Genomic DNA, 22,612 nt, shown 5'->3' on the forward strand with positions numbered 1-22,612 from the left:
ATAAATTTTATGCGCGCAGCTTTGCCGCCTATCGTGCGCGGACCACCTGACTGGAACTCCTGGCACCGGTTGCGCAATTGGCCATGCCAGAGAGCAATGAGCGTGACGGCACGTCGCCAAGTAATGGATCAAAGACGTTAGGCATCGCTCAGATACCTGTTCATGGTTCGGTACCGCCAGCGATTCGGATCCTGTCGAGCGAGAGCCGTGTATCGCGGATTGCCTGATCGGCGGCCGCCATGGCCGCCTCGAGATCGCTGTAGTCGAATTCGAGGCGCGGCAAAGCAGCTGGGTGAGCGATTTCGGGTGGCCCCGTCGATGTTGTCGGATCGAGTGGCGCGGCGAGCAGGCGCGGCCGCCCCCGGCCCCGCCCGGGTTCCGGTCGCCGCGGGGGTGCTACGAAATCCCGCATCCGCGCCATCCCGGCAAGGCCGAACAACCGGCGCTTGCTGCGATAGGTCAGCTCGACCACCAGCCCGGCAGATTGAAACTCATCCAGCAGGGCCAATGCATTGCTCACCGCCATGTCCAGGCGCGTCGCCAGTGTGTGGGCGGAGATAATCGGCGCCGCGGCCAGCAGGTCAATCGCCTGGACGGCACGGCTGTTGCGGCGTCGTTTGCCCAGAGCGGTGCGGGCCGTGCGCCACGCTCGATCCAGGTCTCGCAGCAGATCAAGCCCTGCCTCGGCTTCCTCGGCCAAGGCTTGCAGCAGCAGCGGCGGCCAGCTGCTCCGGTCGAACGGTATGTCGCCCATCAGCGCCTGCGGTCCAGTCAACGGCACTGGTTGGCGAAGCACGCCACGCGCCTGCCAGTAGCGGATCAAGGCGCCGCGCAGCGGTGCCCGCCGGCCTCCGTTGGCCAGCCACTCATAGGCCGCCTCGGCGGCGCCGAGCAGCGGCGATGAACGCGCAGCCACGCGCTCGATCGCCTGCAGCGCGGTCTGAATCTCGCCTTCCTGATCGAAATCAGGCTGGGCGATCCACTGATGCAGTGTCAACGCATGGCGGGCAGCTTCGAAGATAGAGCCGCGTTCGGCGATGCTGAGATAGGGGTCCATTCGCAACCGCACACCTTCCAGCAGCGCTGCGAGATGCCATGGTTCGATTAGCTGACCATCTGCCCCGGCCTGCCGGCGCACGGCGTCGAGCCGGAACCGGAAAAGGAACGCACTGCTCAAAGGGTGCATTGTCAGGGCTTGGTCCAGGCGGGCGAAGCTCGCCGAGGTCCGTTCCAGGGCGGCGAATAGCCGTCGGGGCGGATCAGTGCGCTCCGGCCTATCGAAGAAATCCATTTCTTCGCCTCTTTCCTTATCGATTTCCGTCGATTTTTATAGTCTAATATCAATTATCTAGAACGTTAATCCCGTAAAATTAGAATATAGAATGTGATAACCATTTTTTTCATGTGCCAGGCGTCGCCATCACCGCCCGGCTCGCCGCTTATCCGATGACCAGCCCAACGCGCCCCCGAGATTCCGTGATTCCGGGTGTTTGAAATGGCGGCGCTGAGGCGTCTGCCACGGCCTTTTGGGTCCGCAATCGGCCGCAGGCCGCGCCGGAGCCGGCGGCTCGGTAAACGCCAAATACGGCATCGAGCCGGGCGCGGTGATCTACACCCATGTTTCCGGTCAATACGGACCGTTCCACACGCGCGTCATCTCCGCGACGATGAGCGAGGCGCCTTATGTGCTCGACGGGCTGCTGCATCATGTCCACCAGACCGATCTGCGCATCGCCGAGCATTATACCGATACCGCCGGCGCGACCGATCATGTCTTCGGTCTCTGCCATCTGCTGGGTTACAGGTTTGCCCCCAGGATCAAGGATCTCCGGGACCGCAAGCTCTACACGATAGAAAAGCCAGGCACCTGGCCGCTGCTGGTGCCGCTCATCGGCGACGCCGTCGAAACCACCGCCATCCTCGGGCAATGGCCGGAGTTGATGCGGTTAAAGGCATCCATCAATGCCGGCACTGTTCTGCCTTCCGTCATCTTGCGGAAGCTGGCCGCCGCCGGTGGAGGAAACACTCTGTCCAGGGCGTTACGGGCTGTGGGGCGGATCGAGCGCACCCTGTTCACCCTGCAATGGCTGTCCGATCCCGCTCTGCGCCAGCGCAGTCATGCCGGGCTCAATAAGGGCGAGGCCAGCAATGCCCTGCGCCGCGCCGTATTCTTCCATCGCCAGGGTGAAATCCGCGACCGCACCTTCGAAAATCAGAGCTTCCGGGCCTCCGGGCTCAGTCTCATCACCGCCGCCATCGTCCACTGGAATACCATCTATCTCGACCAGGCCGTCCAGCACCTGCGGGCCCAGGGTACGGCAGTGCCCGATGATCTCCTGGCGCATGTCGCGCCGCTCGGATGGGAACACATCGCTCTGACCGGCGATTATGTCTGGAATCCCGCCAATCCCAATGCCAGCTTCAGGCCGCTACGCGATGTTCGCGCTCCGTTCATACCCCGCGCCGCTTAGCGTACGATTTTGAACAGATCGTGCGGTGACCCCATGAACGGGGCAGGAACATTTGTCCGTTTTCTTGTCCGAAAACTGGCTTGTCCGGGATCTCGCCTCCCGCGGTGGTTGCCGGACACTTTTGAACTTGTCCGATAAATCCTCGATTTTCGGACATGCGTACGTAAAAGCTACTTTCGTGTCGGCTCCCCAGCCAGGCGACGATGCTGATCCGTGGATCGGCTATTGCGTCATCCCTGCACAAGATGACGAGCCGGACATGATGGCGTGCGTGGTGCCGTTTTTTCCATCAGTGGCGGGCGGGTGGCGGTTTCTGGGCGATGCTACGGACCGGCGCCGCGCGCAGCTATTCAGGGAGAGCAAGAGTGTTGTGTTGTCGAGCTAGACAACACCCAAATGTGTTGGTATGGTGGCCAACATGGTGAGGGCGGTTCCGATCTTCGACTACCGGCGGCCGTTATCTGAGACCGCGTTCATCGAAATGGTTGTGTGGCGGGTGCCCGAACCGGTGCGGGCAAGCAGTCATCCGTTCAAATACCGGCTGGCCTTGGTATCGAACGGCGTTTGCGCCCTTCGCTACGACAATGAAGCCGGGAAGGGGGACCATAAACATATCGGCCCGGTTGAAGAGCCTTATGAATTTTGCGGACTTGACCAGTTAGAGGCTGATTTTTGGAAGGATGTCGAAGCATGGTTGAAACAGCAAGACGCACAGTGACGATCAGCGTTGGCAGTCTGGACGAGGCGCGGAGGGGACTAGCGGCCGCATTTCGCGGCGTCGCGCAGGAACCGCGTATCACGTTTCCGAACCTTGATCTGATGTGGCGGACCCTTACGCCGCGCCGGCAGGAACTTTTGCAGGCGATGGCCGGGAAAGAAGCGATGTCGATCAGGGGGCTGGCACGGCTGGTCCGGCGGGATGTGAAAGCGGTCCATGGCGATGTTCAGGCTTTGTTGCTCGCAGGCGTGTTGCGGCCGGACGAGGCGGGTGGGGTGATCTTCCCCTATGACGCATTGCACGTTGATTATGAGCTTGCGGCGGTCGCTTAAACGCTCCGCCCGCTGGGCGTCTGAGGCTGTCATTTCAGGAACCAGCCGTAGATGGTTCCGCCTTTTGTTGCTTCTGGCAGGCAGAGCTGCTTGCCGTCTCTGGTCTTGATTTTCCATCCCTGTCCGGAGCAGGTTGCGAGTTTGCGGATGAAGCCGGCCTTGTAGAGCTGATAGGCGAGTTTGCCGTTTGGGGTATTGGCCCAGGAGGCGCGGATTTTCTGGTTATGGACGTGGGTGAGGAGATCGGCCTGGCCGGTGCGGTAGCCGTGGCGCCAGCCCTGGCGATGGGCGATGAAGACCGAGACGCCGAAGGCGATCGCCGCGATGGCGAGGGCGGTGGTGAAGGCGCCGAGGCTGGCCCGACGGGAGCGGGCGGCTTCGATCTTGATCCGTTTGTCGAGGGCCTTTGATGTGGCTTCGGCGGCGAGAACTTTCCATTGGGTAATAAAGCCGTCGCGGGTTTCGGTGGCGCCCGAGCGGAGATTGTCGGCGGCCAGGTTAAGCTGGTCGGTGGCCAGACGGAACGTCTCGGCGATTGCGCTATCCATCTTGGTCGTGCCGGTGGCAATCGTTTCGGTGATTGTGTCCTTTGTGGCCCCGGTGGCCTGATCGATGGAGCCGCGGAGATCGCGGCCGACCTCGATGGCGGCGTCCTGGATGGATTTGGCGAGGGTTGGTCCGGCGCGGCTGATCTCACGAGCGATGGCGGAGGCTGCCTTGCCGGCGTCACCGGCGGCGGCGCCTGCGGCTGCGGCGAGGGTAGAGGCGGCGTCGAGCGTGTTGCGGATGGCGGCGTTGTGGGCTTCGAGGGTGATGAGGAGGAGCCAGCCGCTGTCCTGGTCCTGCAGGCGGAGAACGCGGCCGGCGCCGCGGATGCGGTTGATGGCGTCCTGATCGGGGGCAAAACCGGCGATCTCGCGGTAGGCGGTCTCGATATCGGTGGCCATCGACGGGTGGGTCCTTTGCGACGGGAGAGCGATCCGCCGCGGCGCCGGCGAACCTGGGATCGGATGCTTGTGTTTGGGCGGCCAGTGGTTCGTCCGGTTCAGGTCCGGTTGGCGGCGGCGAGGAGGGGAGCAAAGGTTTCGGTGCAATCGGCGCGCCATTTTTCCAGGGCGATACGTTCGAACAGTGGGGCCTGGGCGAGAATGGTGGCGGGGGAGCGGCGATCGGTCTTGACCGCGGCGGCCAGCGGCCTGGGCAGGATCGGGAAGGGGCGGAGCGTGCCGCTGCGGGCCTCGATCTCGATGCGGATCTTGCTGTCGCGGTAGACGGCGAAGGTGCCGGTCTCGTCGAAGAAGCGGTTGCCGATGACGTCGACCCGCCCCGGGTAGCCCTCCAGGAAATCCCGCAGGGCGAGGAGGCTGTCGCGCTCGTCGTTGATCACCCAGGCGATAGCGAGGGGGATGGCGAGGGTTTCGGCGCCGCGGTGGAGGTAGTCGCCGTAACGGCGCATGGCGTCATTGTCGCGAGCGCCGGCGTTGATGACGCAGGTCTTGTCCTGGTGCTGTTCGATGGCGTTGATCATGGTCTGCCATCCGGCCTCGGTGCGGGTATCGGCGGCGAGGGTGGCGTCGAGTTCGTCCCCGAGACATTTGGCAGCGTCAGGGTTGGCGGTATCGGTCTCGATGAGGAAGACGGGCCGGTTCAGGACGTGGCGGAGATGATCGGCGAGGGCGATGGCGACCATGGACTTGCCGACACCGCCCTTGTTGCCGCCGACATAGAGGATGCTACTCATACGTCATCGCTCCCGAGGGCGAAAGTGCCAGCTCCCGGTGCTTTCCCGGTATCGGTTACCTTTGCGCGGCCCGGCACTTCTGCTGGCGGCGCTGGATTTGACGGACGATCGGCGGTGTTGCGGACAATACCTGCCGCATGCTTGCCAAGCTGCGATGATGTCGCCGATCCAGCGTTCGCACTCTTTGTCTCTGTTCGTGTGGAAGATGCTGGCTTGCGGACGCGTTTTCTGGCGAGAGCCGAGCGAATGGTGGCGGCGCTGGCGGCGAGGGGGGTATTGTCGCGCAGCCAGTTGGCGATCTGGTCGATAGTATAGCCTTTGTCACGCATGGACTTGATTTCACCGCTGAGGACTTCGATCGCAGCGCGCTTGGTCATGAGGGTAGCATCATGGGCGGCAGGAAGTGCCTTCATCTGCGCCGCGATCGCCTTAATATCGTCACGACTGATTCCAGAAGCCTTCTTTACCTGTGTATCATCTGCCATGGCGATTGTCCTTTCTCGTTCGGTCTCATGATGATCATTGCCAGATGCGATCCATGAGGCAATATCGGTCTGTCACAGTATAGCTGATCGAGTATCGCTTCGATATCGATATCCATTCAAGTGACGATCATTTGGCTACCGGAGCGCAATTTCTGGTCTATCGACGACAAGCCTTGCTTGTCTTTTACACACAACCGCACCTATGATGCATGGCAAGGCAGAAGCCGGGGTATCACGCCCCAGCTCCGACAAGCAAGCGGAAACGACCAGCAGCCTAGCCTTTCTGGTGACACCACCTCCGACGACCAACAGCGACGACAGCGAGAATCGGACGATGATTTCATATAGCCATCTGACCGCGCAAGGCTCCGGGCAGGGATCTGCGTCAGGTGGCGGTTCCGGTGCCAGCATCGCAGGGGTGGTTCGGTATCTGGAAGCGGAGCGACAGGACAGCCTGGCAGCGGAGCGTGGCGCTGCGGCGATCGGCTACTATCAGGGCCGTTCCGCGCCGTCGGTGTGGCTAGGGTTCGGTGCTGTTGAGCTTGGTCTGGCCGGTGCGGTAGAGGGCACGGCGCTGGGGTCGGTTCTGGCGGGCCGGCTCCCCGACGGAACGGATCTGAGCGGGCGGGGCAACCGGGCGGGAAGCCGCCGCCTGGGGCATGATCTGACGATTAGTGCGCCGAAGAGTGTCAGCATCCTGGCGCTGGCTGGGGGCGATACGCGACTGCTGGCGGCGCATGATGAGGCGGTACGGGCGGCGGCGGGCGAGGTGGAGCGTCTGATGCTGGTGGCGCGGCGGGGCAAGGCGGGGGCGGTGGTGGAGCGGACCGGACGGATGGTGGCGGCCGCATATCGGCACGAGGACAGCCGGCCGGTGGACGGGGTGGCGGATCCGCAGCTGCACACGCATCTAATCATTGCCAACATGACGCGGCGATCGGACGGGGTATGGAGTGCGGCGTCGCTTGACTTCGGTGTGCGGAACGAGACGCTGCACATGCTGGACGCGGTGTACAAGGCGGAGTTGGCGAAGCGCGTGGCGGACCTGGGCTACGGGATCGAGCGGACGCGGGACGGGTTCGAGATCGCAGGTCTGACGCGGGAGCAGATTGCGGCGTTCAGCCGGCGGACGGCGGAGATTGACCGGACGCTGGCGGCGGGCGGTCTTGACCGGGAGGCGGCGAGTGCGGCGCAGCGTGTGCGGGCGAATGTATCGACCCGGGTGGAGAAGGGGCGACCCGGGGAGGTCGAGCAGCGCTATGGGTGGCGGGTTCGGGCGCGGGAGGTCGGCCTCGACCTGGAACGGGTACGGAGCATCGCGCTTGAGCGGGAGCGATCCGGTCTGGATCGCGGTGGCGCCGGGGAACGCGATGCCGGCGGTCCAGAGCATGCGATGGTTCTGGCGCGAGAGGCAGTGGCGGGCGCGGCGCGGCATCTGGGCGAGCGGGCGAGCGTATTCAGCGAGGCGGGGCTGGCGCGGGAGGCGCTGCTGGCAGGGCTGGGCCGGGTGGGATCGGCCGAGGTGGCGGAGGCGATCAGGCAGCGTGCCGGCGGGCTGGTGGCCGGGGCGGATGAGAGACGCGGTCTGGTGTTCACGACACGGGCGGCGCTGGAGACCGAGCGGCGGGTGCTGGCGGTGGTGACGACCGGACGGGGTACGGCCCGGCCGGTGGCCGAGCCGGATGCGATCGAACATGTGCTGGAGCGGCAGGAGCGAGACCGGGGTCTGGTGTTCACCGCCGGACAGCGTGAAGCGGTCCGCCTCGCGCTTGGGACCGAGGACCGGCATGTCGGGATCGTGGGGGCGGCGGGTTCGGGCAAGACGCGCGCGATGGGTGCAATCGTCGCGGCGTATCGGGAGGCGGGGTACGAGATTGTCGGACTGGCGCCGAGCGCTGCGGCGGCGCGGGAGCTGGGACAGGCGGGGTGTGACCGGACCCAGACACTGGAGTCCGGGCTACGCCGGCCGGCGGCCGAAACTGGTGGGGCTGCGGCTGGGGCGCGGCCCAGTCTCTATGTGCTGGACGAGGCGGGGATGGTGTCGGCGCGCGACATGGCCCGGCTGATGCAGCGCGCCGAGGCGGAGGGGGCGCGGACGCTGCTGGTGGGGGATCCGCGACAGCTGGCGAGCGTGGAGGCGGGATCGCCGTTCCAGCAGCTGCTGGAGGCGGGCGCGCTGCGGCATGTGCGGATGGATGAAGTGCAGCGGCAGCGTGATCCGGCGCTGCGGGAGATCGCGCAGCGGTTCGCGCGCGGCGACGCGGCGGGCGCGGTGCTTGCGGCGCAGCCGTACATGGCGGTGGTGGAGAAAGACCGTCTCACCGGGGCGGCGGCCGAGGCGTATCTCGGCCTGACGCCGGCGGAGCGGGCGGATACGCTGGTGCTGGCGGGAACCAACCGGATGCGCGAGGGGGTCAACGCGGAGATCCGTGACGGTCTGCGGGCGCGGGGCGAACTCGGCCGGGACGACCTGTCGGTGCAGGTGCTGGACAAGGCGGACCTGACCCGGGAACAGGCGCGGCGGGTCTCATCCTACGAGACGGGGATGGTGGTGACATTCTCCCGGGAGTTGAAGGACGGGCGGCGCATGGTGGCGGCACGGGGCAGCCAGTGGGCGGTTGTCGGGCGAAACGGGGACCACGTGACGCTGCGGGCGCTGGGTGGCCCTGCCGACGGGGTAGGTGCCCCGGAGATCGCCTGGCGGCCATCGGGCGAGACGGCGACCGCCTATCATGCGCGGACCCTTGGCCTGGCTGAGGGCGAGCGGATCGTGTTCCGGGAGAACGACCGCGCTCTTGGTGTCAGCAACGGCATGGGCGGGGTGGTGACCGGGCTGGACCGGGCGCGGGGCGAGGCGCTGGTGCGCAGCGATGCCGGCGTGGAAATCTGCATCGGCGTCGATCGGGCGCATGTGATCGATCATGGCTATTGCCGGACCATCCACAGCAGCCAGGGGGCGACGGTGGAGCGGGCGATCGTGGTCGGCGAGGCGGGCCGGGTGGCGACGGCGCAGACCGCCTATGTGGCGGCGTCGCGGGAGCGCTCCGGGCTGCAAATCATCACCGATGACCGGGACAAGCTGTCCGCCGCCTGGTCACGCTGGGCGGAGCGGCAGACAGCGCGCAGCCTGCTGGCGCGGGAGGTCGAGCGGGAAATGCCGGTGAGCCACATCAGCCGGGAACGGGCGCGGCAGAAGACCCTCGAGCAGTCACGGCAGCGGGCCGCCGAACTGGCCAAGGCCCGGGAGGCCGCCCGCGAGAAGCAGGCCGCGGCCCAGAAACAGCTCGAGCGCGGCCGCGACAGGGGGATAGAGATGGGGAGATAGGCTGCGAACTCAATGATCGGAACGACAGGAGCGGCTCAAGACCCTCGGTGGGCTCACGCCCTACGAATACATCTGCAAAATCTGGACATCCGAGCTAGACAGATTCATCCTGAACCCAATCCACCAAATGCCGGGACTAGGAGACCTGTGCGCGGATAACGCTGGACAAGGCTGGCTATTTCTGATTCGCTCAGTCCAAACGACAGGGTATGGCGCAGGGAAGCGCGCCACGCTCCTTCACGCGAATCACAAGTCATGATTGGCAAGTTTCTCGGATGCGTTATCGTCACGCGCATCGAGGTTGAGACAATAATGGAGTTCCTGATGCGCAAGATAGGTCTTATCGGAGGTCTCGCGCTCCGGGCGGGTATTTTCTATTACGAGCAGATCCAAAAAAGGTTCTCCGCGAGTCAAGCTCCACTGCAACTTGTCCTCAGCCACGCGGACGTCTTGCGGGTATTATCTTATGTAGCTACAGAGGACAGGATTGCTCTTGGCGCCTATCTCGGGGGCCTAACCAATGAACTCGCCGATGCCGGGTGCGAAATCGTCGCCATTTCCGCCGTCGCGCCTCATATCGCCATATCGGACATAACACGTGTGGCCCGTGTTCCCCTGATCAGCATATTGGATGTCGTTCCCGCCGGACTTGCTGCCGCCGGGACGGATCGCGTTGCTGTGTTCGGCAACCGTGCTGTCATGCAGACGCGCGTCTTCGGAGCCGTTCCGAAAAAACGGGATATCTCGCTGGACAGGGATGATCTCGATTGGGTGCACAATACGTATGCCGAGATCGCCATTCACGGGAAACGGGCGACGCAGCCTGAAATGACGGAATTCAGCAGACTGGCCAATCGGCTTTTGCAAAGGAACAATGCGCAGGCAATTCTTCTAGCGGGAACCGATCTGTCGTCGTTTTATGCGGAACATCAGCCGGATTTCCCACATATCGATCTGGCTCAGCTTCACATCGACCAAATCGTTCGTCATGCTCTGGCCTGAGCGCATGCCGCTTTTTTCCTGTATGTCCTCTCTCAGGGTGCTGGCCACCTCTTATCCGAGGAGATTTATTTATCCTGCCCGCCCATATCCATGGCGATCAAGTCTGCGCCACATGGCACTCAACGTCATGCAGAAGGACGGCTCAAAAGACTCCATGCACGGAAAATTCCAGCGTGCCGGATGGGATAACGAATACCTCTCCCGATTGCTCGGCATATTTTGAAATGCGATTGCCCTGGCCTCCACCCGCGCGGCATCATCGGCGGCCAGTCCATCCGCGATCTGCTTCAGGTGCTGGAGCCGCATTGCGATGTGGAACCAGTCGAGAATCGGCGGCTTGGTGATGCCGGCGGCAGCCAATATGGATCGGAGACCAGGACAGCCATCGGTGAAGCCGGTCAACTTCGTCTCGCCGCTTCGGCTGACGGCTGCGAGGTCAATGAATGCCTTGCATCCAGCGCAGGCCAATACGAAATGCGAATAGAGCCAATTTCTTTCCTTAGCCCAGATCAGCTGGGGGGCCCAACAGGGCTGGCAGTGCGGCAAGGCTTGGCACCTCATGGTCCGGCGCGCCCGGCAGGTGCTCGCGCCTCTGGCCGTAGCGGTTGCACCACACCACGCGCATCCCATAAGCGGAGGCCGCGAAGGCGTCCCAGGCGTTGGACGATTGGAACGACACCTGCTCTGCCCTCATCCCGAGTTGTTGCAGGGCATATTCGTAAACGCGCGGATGCGTCTTGAAGACCTGCACGGCGTCGGTCGACAGCACGGCGTCGAGCTGGTCTCGCAGCCCGGCACCGCGCACTGCCGCGTCGAGCATCGCAGGCGATCCGTTGGACAGGATCGCGGTGACGAAACCTGCCTCCTTCAGCCGCCGCAGCGTGTCAGGGACCTCGGGAAAGGCCGACAGTGTCAGATAGAGGTCCATCAGACGCTCGCGAAGGGTGGGCGTCGTAATGCCGAGACTGTCGAGCGTGAAGTCGAGCGCTTCCCCCGTGACCTGCCAAAAGTCAGCGTAGCGGCCCTGCAGCGAGCGCAACCAAGTGTATTGCAGCTGCTTGTCGCGCCAAAGATTCGTCAGCGCGGCGCGTTTGTCCTCTGGAATATCCGCGCACCGTGCCGCGGCGGAGCCGAAATCGAAGATCGTGCCATAAGCATCAAAGATGCAGGCGCGAATGCCGGTGAGCTGGCTCATTTCACGGTGCCCCGGATCGGATAGGCCTTTTCGATGACGAAACCAAGTCCGCGGACGATACGGTCGAGATCGGGGCGCAGAAACGGCGCATTGGCGATGTCGACGAGATGCAGAACGCCTTGGGGATTGACGACGAACAGCGCCGGCTCGGGGAAACGGTGGTCGGTCTCCTGCGCCGAGCGCGGCTCGGACACATAGAGGCCGAGCCGGTGCATGGTCGCCTCATCCATGCCGTAGAGAAGTGGGAAGTTCACCTTCGCCGCCTCGGCGGTGATGCGAGTCTGCGCTTCGCTGTCGGCGGAGACCGCGGCAATCGACACCCCGAGCGTCGCCAGAGCCTCGCGCCTCTGCTCGATTTCCGAGAGATACGACTTGCATATTGGGCAATGCTGGCCGCGGATGACGAACAACGCCTGCCACCCGCCAGAGGCACCGAAAGTAATATCGGCGCCATCGAGTTGCTTGAAGGTGACGGCGGCGAAGGGCGAGCCGGGATGCAGTTTGCTCGTTGTGTCCATTTAGACTGCTCCTGTTGAAATGGGGCCGGCAATCCGGCCCCGTTATTACGGTTTCGTGTGGATCAGGCAGCCGGCGCGAGCTTGTAGTCGGCAAAGATCTCATCGACCTCCGTGTGGAAGAGGTGGTTGGCGTAGTTGCTGAGCGTCTTGACCGCCAACGCCAGAACGATTTCGAGAGCCTGCCGATCGCCGAAGCCCGCGGCGCAGAAGCTGTTCAGATCCGCCTGAGTGGGGCGGCCGCGCGTGTCGAACATCGTCTGCGTGAATTTCGCGAGCGCCGCGAGCCGTGTGTCGGCGATCGGCTTGCGCGCGCGCAACGCATCCAGGACGTCGGTCGGAACCTTCGACATTTTGTCGGCGATCATGCTGTGTGCGGCCGTGCAGTAACTGCATCCGTTCGATGTGCTGATCACGAGGAACACCACTTCCTGCTCGACCGGCGTGAAGGTCGAGTCGCTGCGAAAGCGCGCATAGCCGTCGAGATAGGTGTTTAGCACACCGGGCGAATTAACCATGTTCGCATACATGTTCGGGATGAACCCGACCTGCGCCTTGGCCTTCTCAAGCACCTGGCGGACCGCTGTCTCGCCGCTCTCCAAGGTCTGTGCAGGCAGATCGAGCTTGGCTTCTGAAGTCACAATGAAACTCCTTGCAAATTCGCGTCTGGGATTTTGTTTGCGTGCGGGACGCATGGCCCGCAAAGCAACCTTCTCCGCGGAGGGGCGCGGAGATTCCGGAGTGGAGAAAGCGCCGCTAGGCGCTTGCCATCCGCTTCGCCGATCGGGCGAGGCCGTCATAGGCGTCGAGCATCCGCTCGACCCAGGAAGATACGGGATCGTTGTCCTCCAAAAGTGCGGCGGAGCTGATGACGCGCGCCCACTGGAAGGCGCCGAAGACTGCATGATCGGCATAGGCCGGCGCTGCGCCGGCCACGAAGGGCTGCTTGGAGACCGTGCTGCGCAGCGGCGCGAGCGTCCGATTCAAGACAGCCAGCGCGTCGCCGCGCTCGGCGGCAATCACCTCGAATGTGCGCCCGAACGCGGCTTCGCGCGTCGTGCGGAAGTAGTCCTTGTCCTTCTCGTGCAGCACGGCGGGAATGTCGGGCACGACCACGCGCGCAACCGCCGGATGCAGAACTTCGCTCGCCCACTGGTTGACGAAGCGCGCCGTCGCGCGGCCTTGTGGACAGCCGAACAGCGAGGACCGGTCGGGATAGGTGTCTTCCAGGTACTCTGCGATATCCCAGCTTTCGTAAAGCCATTTGTCGCCGGCCACGAGAACGGGCACTTTGCCCTGATCGGATTTTGCGATGGCGTTCTTCTCGGTGAAGCGCCACGCGATCGTCTCGACCGGCAGCTCCTTGTGGGCCAGCGCGAGACGCGTGCGCCAGCAATTTGGGCTGAATCGCAGATCGTCGTCGGCGCCGGCCAAATCAAAGAGACGAAGATCGGCGCTCATGCTTTCGCTCCAGTTGAGTTGGCGGCTGACTGGCCGAACAGCAGCGCACGGGACTGATCGCTGACCACGGGCGTTGTGTTGACCTTTTCGGCCAGTGCATAGGCCCGCTCGACGGCGGGGCGCGTGCGAATCGTCTCGAACCAGCGCTTCAGATGGAGGAAATCGTCGAGGTTCTGCTGCTGGCGCTGATGCGGCACGATCCAGGGATAGCTCGCCATGTCGGCGATAGAGTAATCGCCGGCTATGAACGCGCGATCGGCGAGCCGCTTGTTCAGCACACCGTAAAGCCTGTTCGTTTCGTTGACATAGCGGTTGATTGCGTAGGACAGCTTCTCCGGGGCATATTGAACGAAGTGATGGTTCTGACCGGCCATCGGTCCGAGGCCGCCCATTTGCCAGTACAGCCACTGCATGACGTCGGTGCGGCCGCCAATGTCGGTGGGCAGGAACTTGCCAGTCTTCTCGGCGAGATATTGCAGGATGGCGCCGGACTCGAAGACGCTGATCGGCGCGCCGCCATCGGCCGGCGCCGTATCGACGATCGCCGGGATCCGGTTGTTCGGGGCGATGGCGAGGAACTCGGGTTTGAACTGGTCCCCCGCGCTGATGTTCACGGGAAAGACGCGATACGGCAGGCCCGTCTCCTCGAGGAAGATCGTCACCTTGTGCCCGTTGGGCGTCGTCCAGTAGTAGAGGTCGATCATCGGCGGGGTCATTTGTTCTTGAGCTTCTCCGGCTTGGGAAGGCTGGCGATGGGGTGGTCGGCCAGCGCCCGCAGCCGTTTGGGGTTGGGGTCGAGACGCGCCATCACGCGGATGGCGAAAACCGTGCCGAGCAGAGCCGTGGCGTTCGCGGCGATGCCTATCGTCGGATCAAGCGCGCCGACCGCGACCGCGGATTCAAGCCGCTGTGCGAAGAATGCCTCGACCTCGCCGAGCCGCGCGCGCACGAGGTCGCGCGCCGCGCTCGACATGGTGGCGCCGTCGAGCGCGGTGTTGACGAGCAGGCAACCGCGATGCTGCGGATCGGCGAGCGACATCGCGATCATCTCGTTCAGAAAGTCGCGAATGGCGCCGAGCGGATCCGAGGCAGCGGAGAGACGGGTCAGGCGCTCGACCAAACCGTCGTCCGCGTAGCGGTGCAACGCCTGGACGAACATCCCGTCCTTGTCCGTGAAGCGATGATACAGGGCGGCCGAGCTTAGTCCCGTCGCCTGCGTGAGATCGCGCAGCGACGTTCCGGCATAGCCATTCTGCCAGAAAACGCCGATGGCGCGTTCGAGAACGGTGTCGTCGGAGAGCGTACGGGTTCGCGGCATCGGCCTTGTCCAGAAACAGCTTGCATACCATATATAATAGAACGATCCATCTAAATCAAGCCGAACCAATCGCCTCCGTGGGAGACCGAACATGCGCAAGCCTCACCTCGTCTATTTCGCCGACCCGATGTGCTCCTGGTGCTGGGGCTTCTCGCCCGTGATCGAGGCGATCTCGGCGCAGTTCGGCACGTCGCTGCCGATCCGCCTAATCATGGGGGGACTGCGGCCCTGGACGAAGGAGCCGATGACCACGCATGACCGTGGCGACATCCGCAGCCACTGGGAACACGTCCACGAAGCATCCGGCCAGCCCTTCGACCTCGCCTTTTTTGACCGCGGACGCTTCGTCTACGATACGGAACCGCCGAGCCGCGCCGTGGTCGTGCTGCGACGCCGCGGCATGGCGACCGGACTTGCGGCGCTGCGGCGCATCCACCGCGCCTTCTATGCTGAAAACCGCGACGTGACAGATACCGACACCCTCGCGGCCCTTGCCGCTGAACTCGGGGTGGATGCTGAGACTTTCCGCAGCGAGTTCGACAGCGAGGCGGCCGGTGAAGAAACGCGGGGCGACTTCGCGATCGCGCAGTCGGCCGGCATCAGGGGATTCCCAACTCTGATCGCTGGCGAAGGCGACGACAATCAGTATGCACTCGTCACTCATGGGTTTCAGCCTGGGGCGCGCATCCTTCCGGCGGTCGAACAATGGTTCGGCAAGACTGAGGCAATGTCGTCCGCTGAGACCGGACAAGCCTGCGCCTGATCATGACACGGCATCGACCTGTCGCAGGACGCACGCATGAAGCTCTTTCACTTCGAGGCTGGCATGAACATCCGCCGCATTCGCGTCTTATCAGCCGGGAAGGGACTTGGCATTTCCGGTCTTGCACGTCATCGCCCTCAATGGATCGGATTGATCAGTAAGGATCGTCAACCGTGAGCAACCGCATCACTCTTTTTGGTCATTACGCAGCCCATACTCGTACATCGCGCTCCCGCGCGTCATCGCGTTATCGGAACGGTTCGATGCCCCGCTTGAGGTGCGCATTGTTCATCCTGCTGCGCTGAGAAACCCGGAATACTTTCGGAGCATGAAACCCCTCGCACGCCCCTATTTCATACTCGACAGCGCGCGTACCGCAGCCTTCCAGGGGATGCCGTTCCGCCGTCCAGTTCCTCTGATCCGATCGCACAGGATCCGGTCACTCTGACGTTTTTGCCCGACCAGCCGCTCGCTCGCAGACTCGGACGCCTGGGTGTAGCCGCAGCGCAGCGTGGCCATGGGGTGCCGTTCTGCCTGGAAGTTTCGCGGCTGCTCTGGGGTGGGCAGGTGGAGGGATGGGACAAGGGCGATCACCTGGCTCATGTAGCCGCCCGCGCGGGCCTCGACCGTGTGCTGTATGTTGTTGCCGTAATCCATGTTCAGCAGATTGAAGGGACATCGGTATCGCGCATTGATAGACGTCAAGCCGAATTTCGTGCTGAAGGCCATCATCAGCGCGACGTGCGGTTTCCCCGCTCTTATCGGCGCGGGAGGTCGCGCGTAAGCCACATGCCGGATGCGGCCACGAGGATCGCCGTGATCCAGAGCGTCGGAAGGGTTGCCTGGGCAAACTGCGCGATGAGGCCGAGCAACAGGGCGCCGAGCGCGTAGCCGGTGTCGCGCCAGTAGCGGTAGGTCCCGAGAGCCTTGCCGCGGATCAGTGGCGCCGCCTGGTCGGACATCGCGGCGATCAAGTTAGGGTAGAGCAGTGCCATTCCGATACCCATGATCACCGCCGCTGGCAGCCAGAGCACCGCGTTGCCCCCTACGGCGGTGAGTGCGATGCCCGCCGCGAGAAGATAGAACCCTGCGATCACCGGGGTCCGCCTGCCGATCCGGTCACCGAGATGACCGGTCCAGAGCTGCGAGACGCCCCAGACCATGGCGTAGGTGCCGGTCAGCCAGCCGATTTCGATCAGCTTGGCGCCATGTGCCTTGAAGAACAGCGGGAACATCACCCAGACCAGCGTGTCGGCGATCTTGTTGACGATCCCGCCCTGGCAGATCGCCCGGCCGACCCGATCACGAAAAGAGATCCGGACGAAGATCGCGCGGAGCGTGAGCGTATGATCTTGCGATGCGCCAGCACCAGCCTCGGCATGTTCGGCCTTGACCCAGGCGAGCGTATCGCGGACGCGGGTGATCGTGGCGAAGGCCAGAACAATCGTGGCCATGCCGAAAATCAGCAGGGCATCGCGCGCGCCGACCGCCTCGGCCAGCAGGGCGGCACAGGCACCGGCGAGACCGACGGCTACATATCCCGTGGCCTCGTTGATGCCGACGGCCAGCCCGCGCTGGTGGCTGCCGGCGAGATCGATCTGGCTGGTCACCGTCATCGTCCAGGTGAAGCCCTGGCTGATCCCGAGAAAGATGTTGGCGATGACGATCCACCACCAACTGGGTGCCGTCCAGATCAGCAGCGGGATGGGAATGGCTGCGATCCAGCCGGCGATGAGGACAGGTTTGCGGCCGAACCGGTCGGCAAGCCCGCCGGCGACAAGGTTGAGCGCGCCCTTCACCAGGCCGAAGGAGAGAACGAAGCTCGCGAGGAAAAGAAAGGCACCGGGAGCAACGCCGAACTCATGCGCGAGGGTCGGCAGGACCGCTCGCTCCATACCGATGACAAGACCGACGAAGAAGACCTGCAGCGCCTGCAGGGTGAACTGGCCGCGATTGGCCGTGATGCCGCGAATATGAACCGAGGCGTTCGCCTCTGTGGTCACGCGGTGAAGCCCGAATTCCAGGCGCGCAGTTCGCCCGCCCCCTCGGGCGCGGGCGGAATGTTCTCGAGCATGAAGGCGACGAAGCGGTCGGCATCGCCGATGAGAAAGGCGGGATTGTACCGCCGCTCGAAGCCGATGGTGGACACGGGTTTGCCGGAAAGACCTCGGCCGCAGACAGAGCCGGCCAGAGCACCGGGCAGCACCTCGATATGGTCGGGTAACGCCTTGAGCCGAACAAGGCTGGTGAACAGATCGCGCGCGCCGCGCGCGGCGTCGGTCGCAAGCTCGGTCCGGCCGACATCGCCCACCATGAGCGTGTGGCCGCCGAGCACGCTCCATGGCTCATCCGCGCGGGTGCGGTCGGTCACCGTGAGGCAGAGATGCTCCGGCGTGTGGCCGGGCGTGTGCAGCACCTCGAGCACGACATTGCCGAGTTCGAGCCGTTCGCCGTCCACAAGACGGCGGCAAGCATAGCCCACCTCGGCTGATTCGTGGATGGCGTATTCGGCACCGGCCGCCTCTGCCAGCGCGCGGCCGGCGGAGCGATGATCGGCATGCAGATGCGTGTCGATCACAAGGCGGATCGGCGTCGCCGAGGCCGATGCGGCCTGCAGATAAGGCTCAATCGGAAACAGCGGGTCGACGACCACGCCCGCCCCCTTGCCGACACAGCCGAGCAGATAGGAAGCCGCCGTGGGGTCGGTGTGCAGGAACTGTCGGAGGATCATGGGTTTGGCTCCTGGCTGACGCGGCGATCTTGTTGCCAACGCGCTATCACGTTATCATTCGCGATATTGATTGAATGAGTCAGTGATGAAGTCAAGCAGTGGTCCAAAGCAACAGATTTTCAGCCATCTCGCCGAGATCGCAGCGGCACTTGCGCATCCGCACAGGATCGAAATTCTCGAACTGATCGCCCAGGGCGAGCGTAGCGTGGAGGATCTTGCCGAACGGATCGGCCTCTCACTCTCGAACACGTCCCGCCACCTGCAGGTCTTGCGCCGTGCCCGCCTTGCGGCGCCGCGGAGGGAGGGCAAGAACATGTTCTACAGCCTGGTCTCCGAAACCGAGGTGGTGACGTTGCTGGCCAGCCTGGGCCGAGTGGGCGAACGGAACATCGCGGAAATCGATCAGGTGCTGCAGTCCTATTTCCGGGCGCGGGATTCTCTCGAGCCCGTATCGCGCTTGGCCCTGCTTGAACGCCTCCGGGACGGCAGCGTGACACTCCTCGATGTCCGGCCGGCGGACGAGTTCGCCCGGGGCCACTTGCCGGGTGCCCTGAACATTCCCCTCGATCAGCTGGATGCGGCGCTGGGCGGCTTCACCGAGAATGTCCCGGTCGTCGCGTATTGCCGGGGACCCTATTGCGTTCTGTCATATGACGCCGTGGCGCAGTTACGGGCGCGTGGCGTGCAGGCCATCCGACTGGAGGATGGCTATCCGGAGTGGAAGGCGGCGGGCTTACCCGTCGAGACTTGATCGCTCGTGGATCTCACCCGCAGGCGGGGTGACTAAGGCGCGATAATTACGTTACGCCTTCATAGTTTCATGCTGTCCAATCTTCGATTTTTAGCTGCCCGATTTTTCCGAAGCCAGCGTCATTGGTGATAAGTATGCAGTCCAAGGCTATTGCGTGGGCAGCAATCAGCAGGTCCAAGGCGCCAATTTTTTGCCCGCTTCCTTCCAAAGTCGCGCGCAAAGTTCCGTAAGCGATAGCGGTTGCTGAATCCCATGGCTTAGTCTCCACACGCTGCAAAAACTCATTGATGATACGATGCAAGCGGGTGGCCTGCGGACGCTTGGCAAGGCCAAAGCGTAACTCTCCCTCGGTGATGGCAGAGATACAAACCTGACTCATGGGGATTGCTGTCAACCGCGCCAAGGCACGCTCGTTGCCTTTGACTATATGGCTAACTGTGTTTGTATCGAGCATCAACAATGCGGACGTTGGGGCAATCACTGTTCGACCTCGGCAAACGGGTCACGTTCTGCCTGTTCCTGCTCACGCTCGGCGGGTCCAAGAAAATCAGCCGGAACGCCACCAGCCTCAATCGCATCGAGCAAACCTTTCCAGCTCGGTGGACGCCGTGACAGGATCACGTCTCCGGTGTCCGGGTCTTTGCGGATAAAGACTGTCGTCCCCTCAAAGCGATAGGCGGCAGGAAGCCGCACCGCTTGGCTGCGGCCATTGTTGAAAATCTTAGCGATCTGCGTCATCGCGCCCTCCAAGATACATAACACAGATGGTATATGACATGGTATATATCAAGTGTTTTTGATAGCGATGTTTCTTCAGCGCTATCTGGCCCTGTCCGTAAGGGGATCTTTCAACGGACAGATGTAACGGCCTGGTACTGGTGGCCAAAACGATGACCGTCTACCGGGCCGGGGTCTTCGATCCTGTCGAACGTGTCAACGGGAGCGAGACTACTGCCGTCGCACGTAGCTGCCGCGACTACGCAGATGGTCTCGCTCAAACCAAGGAACAGCCAGAGCAGCGACTGCAGCCAATGGTTGTGTAAATTCACCCAAGCCCCACCATCTGAATCAAAAAATATCCAGATCAACAGGGTGAATATAGAATATCGTAATGTTTTGTTACGGTTCGTAGATTTTCGCAAAACGCATCCAAACTACGAATATGCTACTATGGGTTGCATAAATAAACGATTTTGTATATTTAGCAATATCGTGGAAAGCGTGAAGTTTGTCATTTCTAATAGGGATAATCCAAAATGATTAATCCGGCAGAATCACAAACAGAATGCAAATCGATGTCCGAGTTCGGCCACGATGAAAAACGTATATATCTTGCCGCCGTTGAATATTTGAGGCAGGCGGCGGCGCTTATGGTAAGTATAAATCAATTAAAAGATAGCTTGATAATAGATAATCTCGCAAATATCATAGAAAATAGACCAAATATAACCAAAAAATCAGTTTCTTTATCCGGACGTCGTATACATAAGAAAAGTTGATATGGCTATATGAATCTTATATTACTATAATTTTATATGGTTTTATTTTTTGAATATTATCGATACATAATTAATTATAACAGTATATATTTGGAATTATTTATAAATAATATAATTGATTGAGATATTATTATGTCTCATTTTTTGAAATATATTGCTCTACGAGTTTCATTGCATGTGAGTATTTCTTGAAGTCAACAACGCCGTTTTCATCTTTTAATATAATCCAACCACTTCTTTTATTATTATGGAAATTCGGCACCATAGCCTGCCAGCGAAAGCCAACTTTGGTCCAATTGAGAGTGATTTCACAGCCATCAGTACGACTAAACCGCGACCAGCTGGATCGCAACCATAGCTTCGTCGCGTCGTTTGGAATCGGCAGATCCACCATTACGAGCAGCTTTCCTTTGTCACACGGTATGTAACATATTTCCCAAGCGAGTTGCACAGCGCCAAGGCGCGCGAAGGGTCCTCTATCTTACCGGGTCGCAGCCTCAGATGCCCGAGCCTCGATGCACACCAGAACGCCGCCTTCTCAGACCTCATCACCTATTTCAACCATGACCCTTCATCATTCAATTCACACCAGCCGAGCCAGACGGTGGCTCTCTCAATCATCCAGCCTCGATATCAGGTTAAGAGGAGGCCGAGGCGTTCGGCCCTGATAAGCAAGTGTCTGACCGAAGATGGATGCCAACGCGTGCCACCCCGAGGGGTGCGCTCACGCATGGCCTCGAGCTGAGTGGCGATCTGCTGCAGGGTGTGGCCAGGTGCCGCCGTCTTGATGCCGGCAACCAGGCGTACCAGTCGGTCGTCACTCCGCTGTGGAGGAGCACGACCCAGTAGGGTGCGGTCAGCCAAACCTTCTGCAACGAGCCGATGAACGGTGCGGCGCAGTCGCTCGACGGTCCAGATTCTGCCGGAAGCGTGATGCGCTAGTGTGGCCTGGCCGCGGTTGAGAACCCGGACAACATCCCCCCAAGGCTGGTCGGGCCGCATCCTGCGGACGGTCGGCAGCCAGGCGTCGACCTGGGCGAGCACTGTGTTGAGATACGCTGCATCGCGACTCTTTCTGATCTTGCGGATGGCTTCCGGGTCACGCGCGCGCAGGCCCGGATTGCCGCCGATACGTCCGCGGCTGCGGGCAGCGAGTAGGCCGGCCCTGGTGCGCTCGGCGATGAGTGCCCGCTCGAGCTGCGCGACGGCGCCGAGCACCTGCAGGGAAAACATACCTTGCGCTGTTGTGGTGTCGATCGGATCGCGCAGGCTCCTGAAATGCGCCCCTGCGGTTTCCAGCTGCTCGATGACGGCAAGCAAGTGGCTGACAGAGCGGGCGAGACGATCAAGCCGCACCACCACCAGAGTTTCTCCGGGGCGGATTTCCTTCAGCAGGCGCATTAATACCGGCCGGCCGCGATCAGCGCCGGAGGCGTGTTCTTCGTGGATAATGGTGCATCCGGCGGCGCGCAGCTCATCGAGTTGCGGATCAACACCTTGGGTATCGGTTGACACGCGGGCGTAGCCAATCAGCCGGCCTGTCTCGGGGGCATTTCGACGCTTTGACGGCTTCACGACGATCACGCTCCTGTCGGATGGCATTTTTTGCAATTCAATAACAGATCAATAAACGGTCGTTTGTAAAGGTTGCCAGATCGCCGGCCAGCAGATGGCAACAACCACAGGCCGATCCCTCCCAATCAGCCAGAACAGGTTGCGGCTGGATGCAAAGCTGGCCTGGCGAGGATTGCGGGCCCAAAGCGCCGTGGCAGACGCCTCAGCGCCGCTATTTCAAACACCCGGAACCACGGAATCTCGGGGGCGCGTTGGGCTGGTCATCGGATAAGCGGCGAGCCGGGCGGTGATGGCGACGCCTGGCACATGAAAAAAAATGGTTATCAAGTTCTATGATCAAATTTTTCGGTAAAAACGCTCTATATAATTGATTTAAAGCCATAAAAAAATCGCCACAAACGAGATGAGGAAAGGTGCGAAGAAATGGATATCTTCGATAGGCCGGAGCTCACTGAACCGCCCCGACGGCTATTCGCCGCCCTGGAACGGGCCTCGGCGAGCTTCGCCCGGCTGGACCAAGCCCTGACAATGCACCCTTTGAGCAGTGCGTTCCTTTTCCGGTTCCGGCTCGACGCCGTGCGCCGGCAGGCCGGGGCAGATGGTCAGCTAATCGAACCATGGCATCTCGCAGCGCTGCTGGAAGGTGTGCGGTTGCGGATGGACCCCTATCTCAGGAGACCATCAGGAAGTGTGGGGTGATCAGGCCGCGGCGGGGTGAGTTGCGCCATTT

26 protein-coding genes and 3 pseudogenes are annotated in these 22,612 nt (G+C 62.0%); 11 read left to right on the plus strand and 18 right to left on the minus strand.

Annotated features, from left to right (window positions below):
* Nucleotides 1-160: 160 nt before the first annotated feature.
* Nucleotides 161-1,291, minus strand: a complete 1,131-nt coding sequence (locus APM_RS18975; RefSeq protein WP_007425012.1) for a hypothetical protein — start codon at nucleotides 1,289-1,291, stop codon at nucleotides 161-163.
* Nucleotides 1,292-1,541: 250 nt separating this feature from the next.
* Between APM_RS18975 and APM_RS18980 the strand changes: the two are divergent.
* From APM_RS18980 to APM_RS18995, 3 genes and pseudogenes are all read left to right on the plus strand, one after another.
* Nucleotides 1,542-2,471: pseudogene (locus tag APM_RS18980) on the plus strand (Tn3 family transposase); the annotation flags it as partial.
* Nucleotides 2,472-2,877: 406 nt separating this feature from the next.
* Nucleotides 2,878-3,189: a DUF6516 family protein gene (locus tag APM_RS18990; protein WP_007425014.1), complete on the plus strand. Its 312-nt coding sequence runs from the start codon at nucleotides 2,878-2,880 to the stop codon at nucleotides 3,187-3,189.
* Complete coding sequence (locus tag APM_RS18995) at nucleotides 3,162-3,521, plus strand: hypothetical protein (RefSeq protein WP_007425015.1); 360 nt, start codon at nucleotides 3,162-3,164, stop codon at nucleotides 3,519-3,521. The genes APM_RS18990 and APM_RS18995 overlap by 28 nt, the downstream gene beginning before the upstream one ends.
* Nucleotides 3,522-3,550: 29 nt before the next feature.
* Here the strand turns inward: APM_RS18995 and APM_RS19000 are convergent, their stop codons facing one another.
* The 3 genes from APM_RS19000 to APM_RS21020 form a co-directional block, all read right to left on the minus strand.
* Nucleotides 3,551-4,468, minus strand: a complete 918-nt coding sequence (locus tag APM_RS19000) for a hypothetical protein (protein ID WP_007425016.1) — start codon at nucleotides 4,466-4,468, stop codon at nucleotides 3,551-3,553.
* A 98-nt stretch (nucleotides 4,469-4,566) separates the two neighbouring features.
* Nucleotides 4,567-5,262, minus strand: a complete 696-nt coding sequence (locus tag APM_RS19005) for a hypothetical protein (protein WP_007425017.1) — start codon at nucleotides 5,260-5,262, stop codon at nucleotides 4,567-4,569.
* Nucleotides 5,259-5,747: a hypothetical protein gene (locus APM_RS21020; protein WP_007425018.1), complete on the minus strand. Its 489-nt coding sequence runs from the start codon at nucleotides 5,745-5,747 to the stop codon at nucleotides 5,259-5,261. Before APM_RS21020 ends, APM_RS19005 begins: the two co-directional genes overlap by 4 nt.
* 418 nt (nucleotides 5,748-6,165) lie before the next feature.
* Between APM_RS21020 and mobF the strand changes: the two genes are divergently transcribed.
* The 3 genes and pseudogenes from mobF (at nucleotide 6,166) to APM_RS19015 (ending at nucleotide 10,074) form a co-directional block, all read left to right on the plus strand.
* Nucleotides 6,166-9,072 (plus strand): MobF family relaxase, encoded by a 2,907-nt coding sequence (mobF, locus tag APM_RS19010; RefSeq protein WP_241763225.1) that lies wholly within the window; start codon nucleotides 6,166-6,168, stop codon nucleotides 9,070-9,072.
* 31 nt (nucleotides 9,073-9,103) lie between these two features.
* A pseudogene (locus APM_RS21890) lies at nucleotides 9,104-9,211 on the plus strand (IS481 family transposase); the annotation flags it as partial.
* Nucleotides 9,212-9,384: 173 nt separating this feature from the next.
* Nucleotides 9,385-10,074 carry an aspartate/glutamate racemase family protein gene (locus APM_RS19015; protein WP_241763226.1) on the plus strand — a complete coding sequence of 230 codons (690 nt, stop codon included), beginning with the start codon at nucleotides 9,385-9,387 and terminating at the stop codon, nucleotides 10,072-10,074.
* Nucleotides 10,075-10,143: 69 nt separating this feature from the next.
* Here APM_RS19015 and APM_RS19020 read toward each other — a convergent pair whose 3' ends face one another.
* The 7 genes from APM_RS19020 to APM_RS19050 all read right to left on the minus strand — a co-directional run bounded on the left by APM_RS19020 (nucleotide 10,144) and on the right by APM_RS19050 (nucleotide 14,563).
* Complete coding sequence (locus tag APM_RS19020) at nucleotides 10,144-10,476, minus strand: hypothetical protein (protein ID WP_007425021.1); 333 nt, start codon at nucleotides 10,474-10,476, stop codon at nucleotides 10,144-10,146.
* Nucleotides 10,477-10,573: 97 nt separating this feature from the next.
* Nucleotides 10,574-11,269: a haloacid dehalogenase type II gene (locus tag APM_RS19025; protein ID WP_007425022.1), complete on the minus strand. Its 696-nt coding sequence runs from the start codon at nucleotides 11,267-11,269 to the stop codon at nucleotides 10,574-10,576.
* A complete protein-coding gene (locus APM_RS19030; RefSeq protein ID WP_007425023.1) occupies nucleotides 11,266-11,787 on the minus strand; it encodes a redoxin domain-containing protein in 522 nt (173 codons plus the stop codon). The genes APM_RS19025 and APM_RS19030 overlap by 4 nt, the downstream gene beginning before the upstream one ends.
* 62 nt (nucleotides 11,788-11,849) lie before the next feature.
* On the minus strand, nucleotides 11,850-12,425 hold the full coding sequence (locus APM_RS19035; protein WP_007425024.1) for a carboxymuconolactone decarboxylase family protein: 576 nt from the start codon (nucleotides 12,423-12,425) through the stop codon (nucleotides 11,850-11,852).
* Nucleotides 12,426-12,540: 115 nt separating this feature from the next.
* On the minus strand, nucleotides 12,541-13,245 hold the full coding sequence (locus tag APM_RS19040) for a glutathione S-transferase family protein (RefSeq protein WP_007425025.1): 705 nt from the start codon (nucleotides 13,243-13,245) through the stop codon (nucleotides 12,541-12,543).
* Nucleotides 13,242-13,949, minus strand: coding sequence for a glutathione S-transferase N-terminal domain-containing protein (locus APM_RS19045; protein ID WP_039889297.1), 708 nt, complete (start codon nucleotides 13,947-13,949; stop codon nucleotides 13,242-13,244). Before APM_RS19045 ends, APM_RS19040 begins: the two co-directional genes overlap by 4 nt.
* Nucleotides 13,950-13,957: 8 nt before the next feature.
* On the minus strand, nucleotides 13,958-14,563 hold the full coding sequence (locus APM_RS19050) for a TetR/AcrR family transcriptional regulator (RefSeq protein WP_007425027.1): 606 nt from the start codon (nucleotides 14,561-14,563) through the stop codon (nucleotides 13,958-13,960).
* Nucleotides 14,564-14,654: 91 nt separating this feature from the next.
* Here APM_RS19050 and APM_RS19055 point away from each other — a divergent pair, with 91 nt between their 5' ends.
* Together APM_RS19055 and APM_RS22135 are read left to right on the plus strand one after the other, a co-directional pair.
* Complete coding sequence (locus tag APM_RS19055; protein WP_007425028.1) at nucleotides 14,655-15,326, plus strand: DsbA family protein; 672 nt, start codon at nucleotides 14,655-14,657, stop codon at nucleotides 15,324-15,326.
* A gap of 36 nt (nucleotides 15,327-15,362) precedes the next feature.
* Nucleotides 15,363-15,503: a hypothetical protein gene (locus APM_RS22135; RefSeq protein WP_158005024.1), complete on the plus strand. Its 141-nt coding sequence runs from the start codon at nucleotides 15,363-15,365 to the stop codon at nucleotides 15,501-15,503.
* A 171-nt stretch (nucleotides 15,504-15,674) separates the two neighbouring features.
* Here APM_RS22135 and APM_RS19060 read toward each other — a convergent pair whose 3' ends face one another.
* The 3 genes from APM_RS19060 to APM_RS19070 are packed head-to-tail and all read right to left on the minus strand — an operon-like array spanning nucleotide 15,675 to nucleotide 18,057.
* Nucleotides 15,675-16,058 carry a hypothetical protein gene (locus tag APM_RS19060; RefSeq protein WP_039889294.1) on the minus strand — a complete coding sequence of 128 codons (384 nt, stop codon included), beginning with the start codon at nucleotides 16,056-16,058 and terminating at the stop codon, nucleotides 15,675-15,677.
* A gap of 26 nt (nucleotides 16,059-16,084) precedes the next feature.
* Nucleotides 16,085-17,329, minus strand: coding sequence for an MFS transporter (locus APM_RS19065; RefSeq protein ID WP_007425029.1), 1,245 nt, complete (start codon nucleotides 17,327-17,329; stop codon nucleotides 16,085-16,087).
* The gene (locus APM_RS19070; protein ID WP_007425030.1) at nucleotides 17,326-18,057 is read right to left on the minus strand and encodes an MBL fold metallo-hydrolase; all 732 of its coding nucleotides are present in this window, start codon (nucleotides 18,055-18,057) and stop codon (nucleotides 17,326-17,328) included. Before APM_RS19070 ends, APM_RS19065 begins: the two co-directional genes overlap by 4 nt.
* Nucleotides 18,058-18,142: 85 nt before the next feature.
* Between APM_RS19070 and APM_RS19075 the strand changes: the two genes are divergently transcribed.
* On the plus strand, nucleotides 18,143-18,808 hold the full coding sequence (locus APM_RS19075) for a metalloregulator ArsR/SmtB family transcription factor (protein WP_007425031.1): 666 nt from the start codon (nucleotides 18,143-18,145) through the stop codon (nucleotides 18,806-18,808).
* Nucleotides 18,809-18,875: 67 nt separating this feature from the next.
* On the opposite strand, the gene APM_RS19080 is transcribed toward APM_RS19075, so the two are convergent.
* Together APM_RS19080 and APM_RS21025 are read right to left on the minus strand one after the other, a co-directional pair.
* Nucleotides 18,876-19,262 carry a type II toxin-antitoxin system VapC family toxin gene (locus APM_RS19080; RefSeq protein ID WP_039889300.1) on the minus strand — a complete coding sequence of 129 codons (387 nt, stop codon included), beginning with the start codon at nucleotides 19,260-19,262 and terminating at the stop codon, nucleotides 18,876-18,878.
* Between the two features lie 23 nt (nucleotides 19,263-19,285).
* Entirely contained in the window at nucleotides 19,286-19,546 is a 261-nt protein-coding gene (locus APM_RS21025; RefSeq protein WP_083818730.1) for an antitoxin, read from the minus strand.
* Nucleotides 19,547-20,064: 518 nt separating this feature from the next.
* Between APM_RS21025 and APM_RS21895 the strand changes: the two genes are divergently transcribed.
* Nucleotides 20,065-20,307, plus strand: coding sequence for a hypothetical protein (locus APM_RS21895; protein ID WP_158005025.1), 243 nt, complete (start codon nucleotides 20,065-20,067; stop codon nucleotides 20,305-20,307).
* Between the two features lie 130 nt (nucleotides 20,308-20,437).
* On the opposite strand, the gene APM_RS21030 is transcribed toward APM_RS21895, so the two are convergent.
* Together APM_RS21030 and APM_RS19085 are read right to left on the minus strand one after the other, a co-directional pair.
* Nucleotides 20,438-20,701 (minus strand): hypothetical protein, encoded by a 264-nt coding sequence (locus APM_RS21030; RefSeq protein WP_241763227.1) that lies wholly within the window; start codon nucleotides 20,699-20,701, stop codon nucleotides 20,438-20,440.
* A gap of 239 nt (nucleotides 20,702-20,940) precedes the next feature.
* A complete protein-coding gene (locus APM_RS19085) occupies nucleotides 20,941-21,882 on the minus strand; it encodes a recombinase family protein (RefSeq protein WP_007425033.1) in 942 nt (313 codons plus the stop codon).
* A gap of 423 nt (nucleotides 21,883-22,305) precedes the next feature.
* Between APM_RS19085 and APM_RS19090 the strand changes: the two are divergent.
* Nucleotides 22,306-22,554: pseudogene (locus APM_RS19090) on the plus strand (hypothetical protein); the annotation flags it as partial.
* Nucleotides 22,555-22,612: the final 58 nt, after the last annotated feature.

It is taken from the genome of Acidiphilium sp. PM (genome assembly GCF_000219295.1).
Lineage (GTDB): Bacteria > Pseudomonadota > Alphaproteobacteria > Acetobacterales > Acetobacteraceae > Acidiphilium > Acidiphilium multivorum.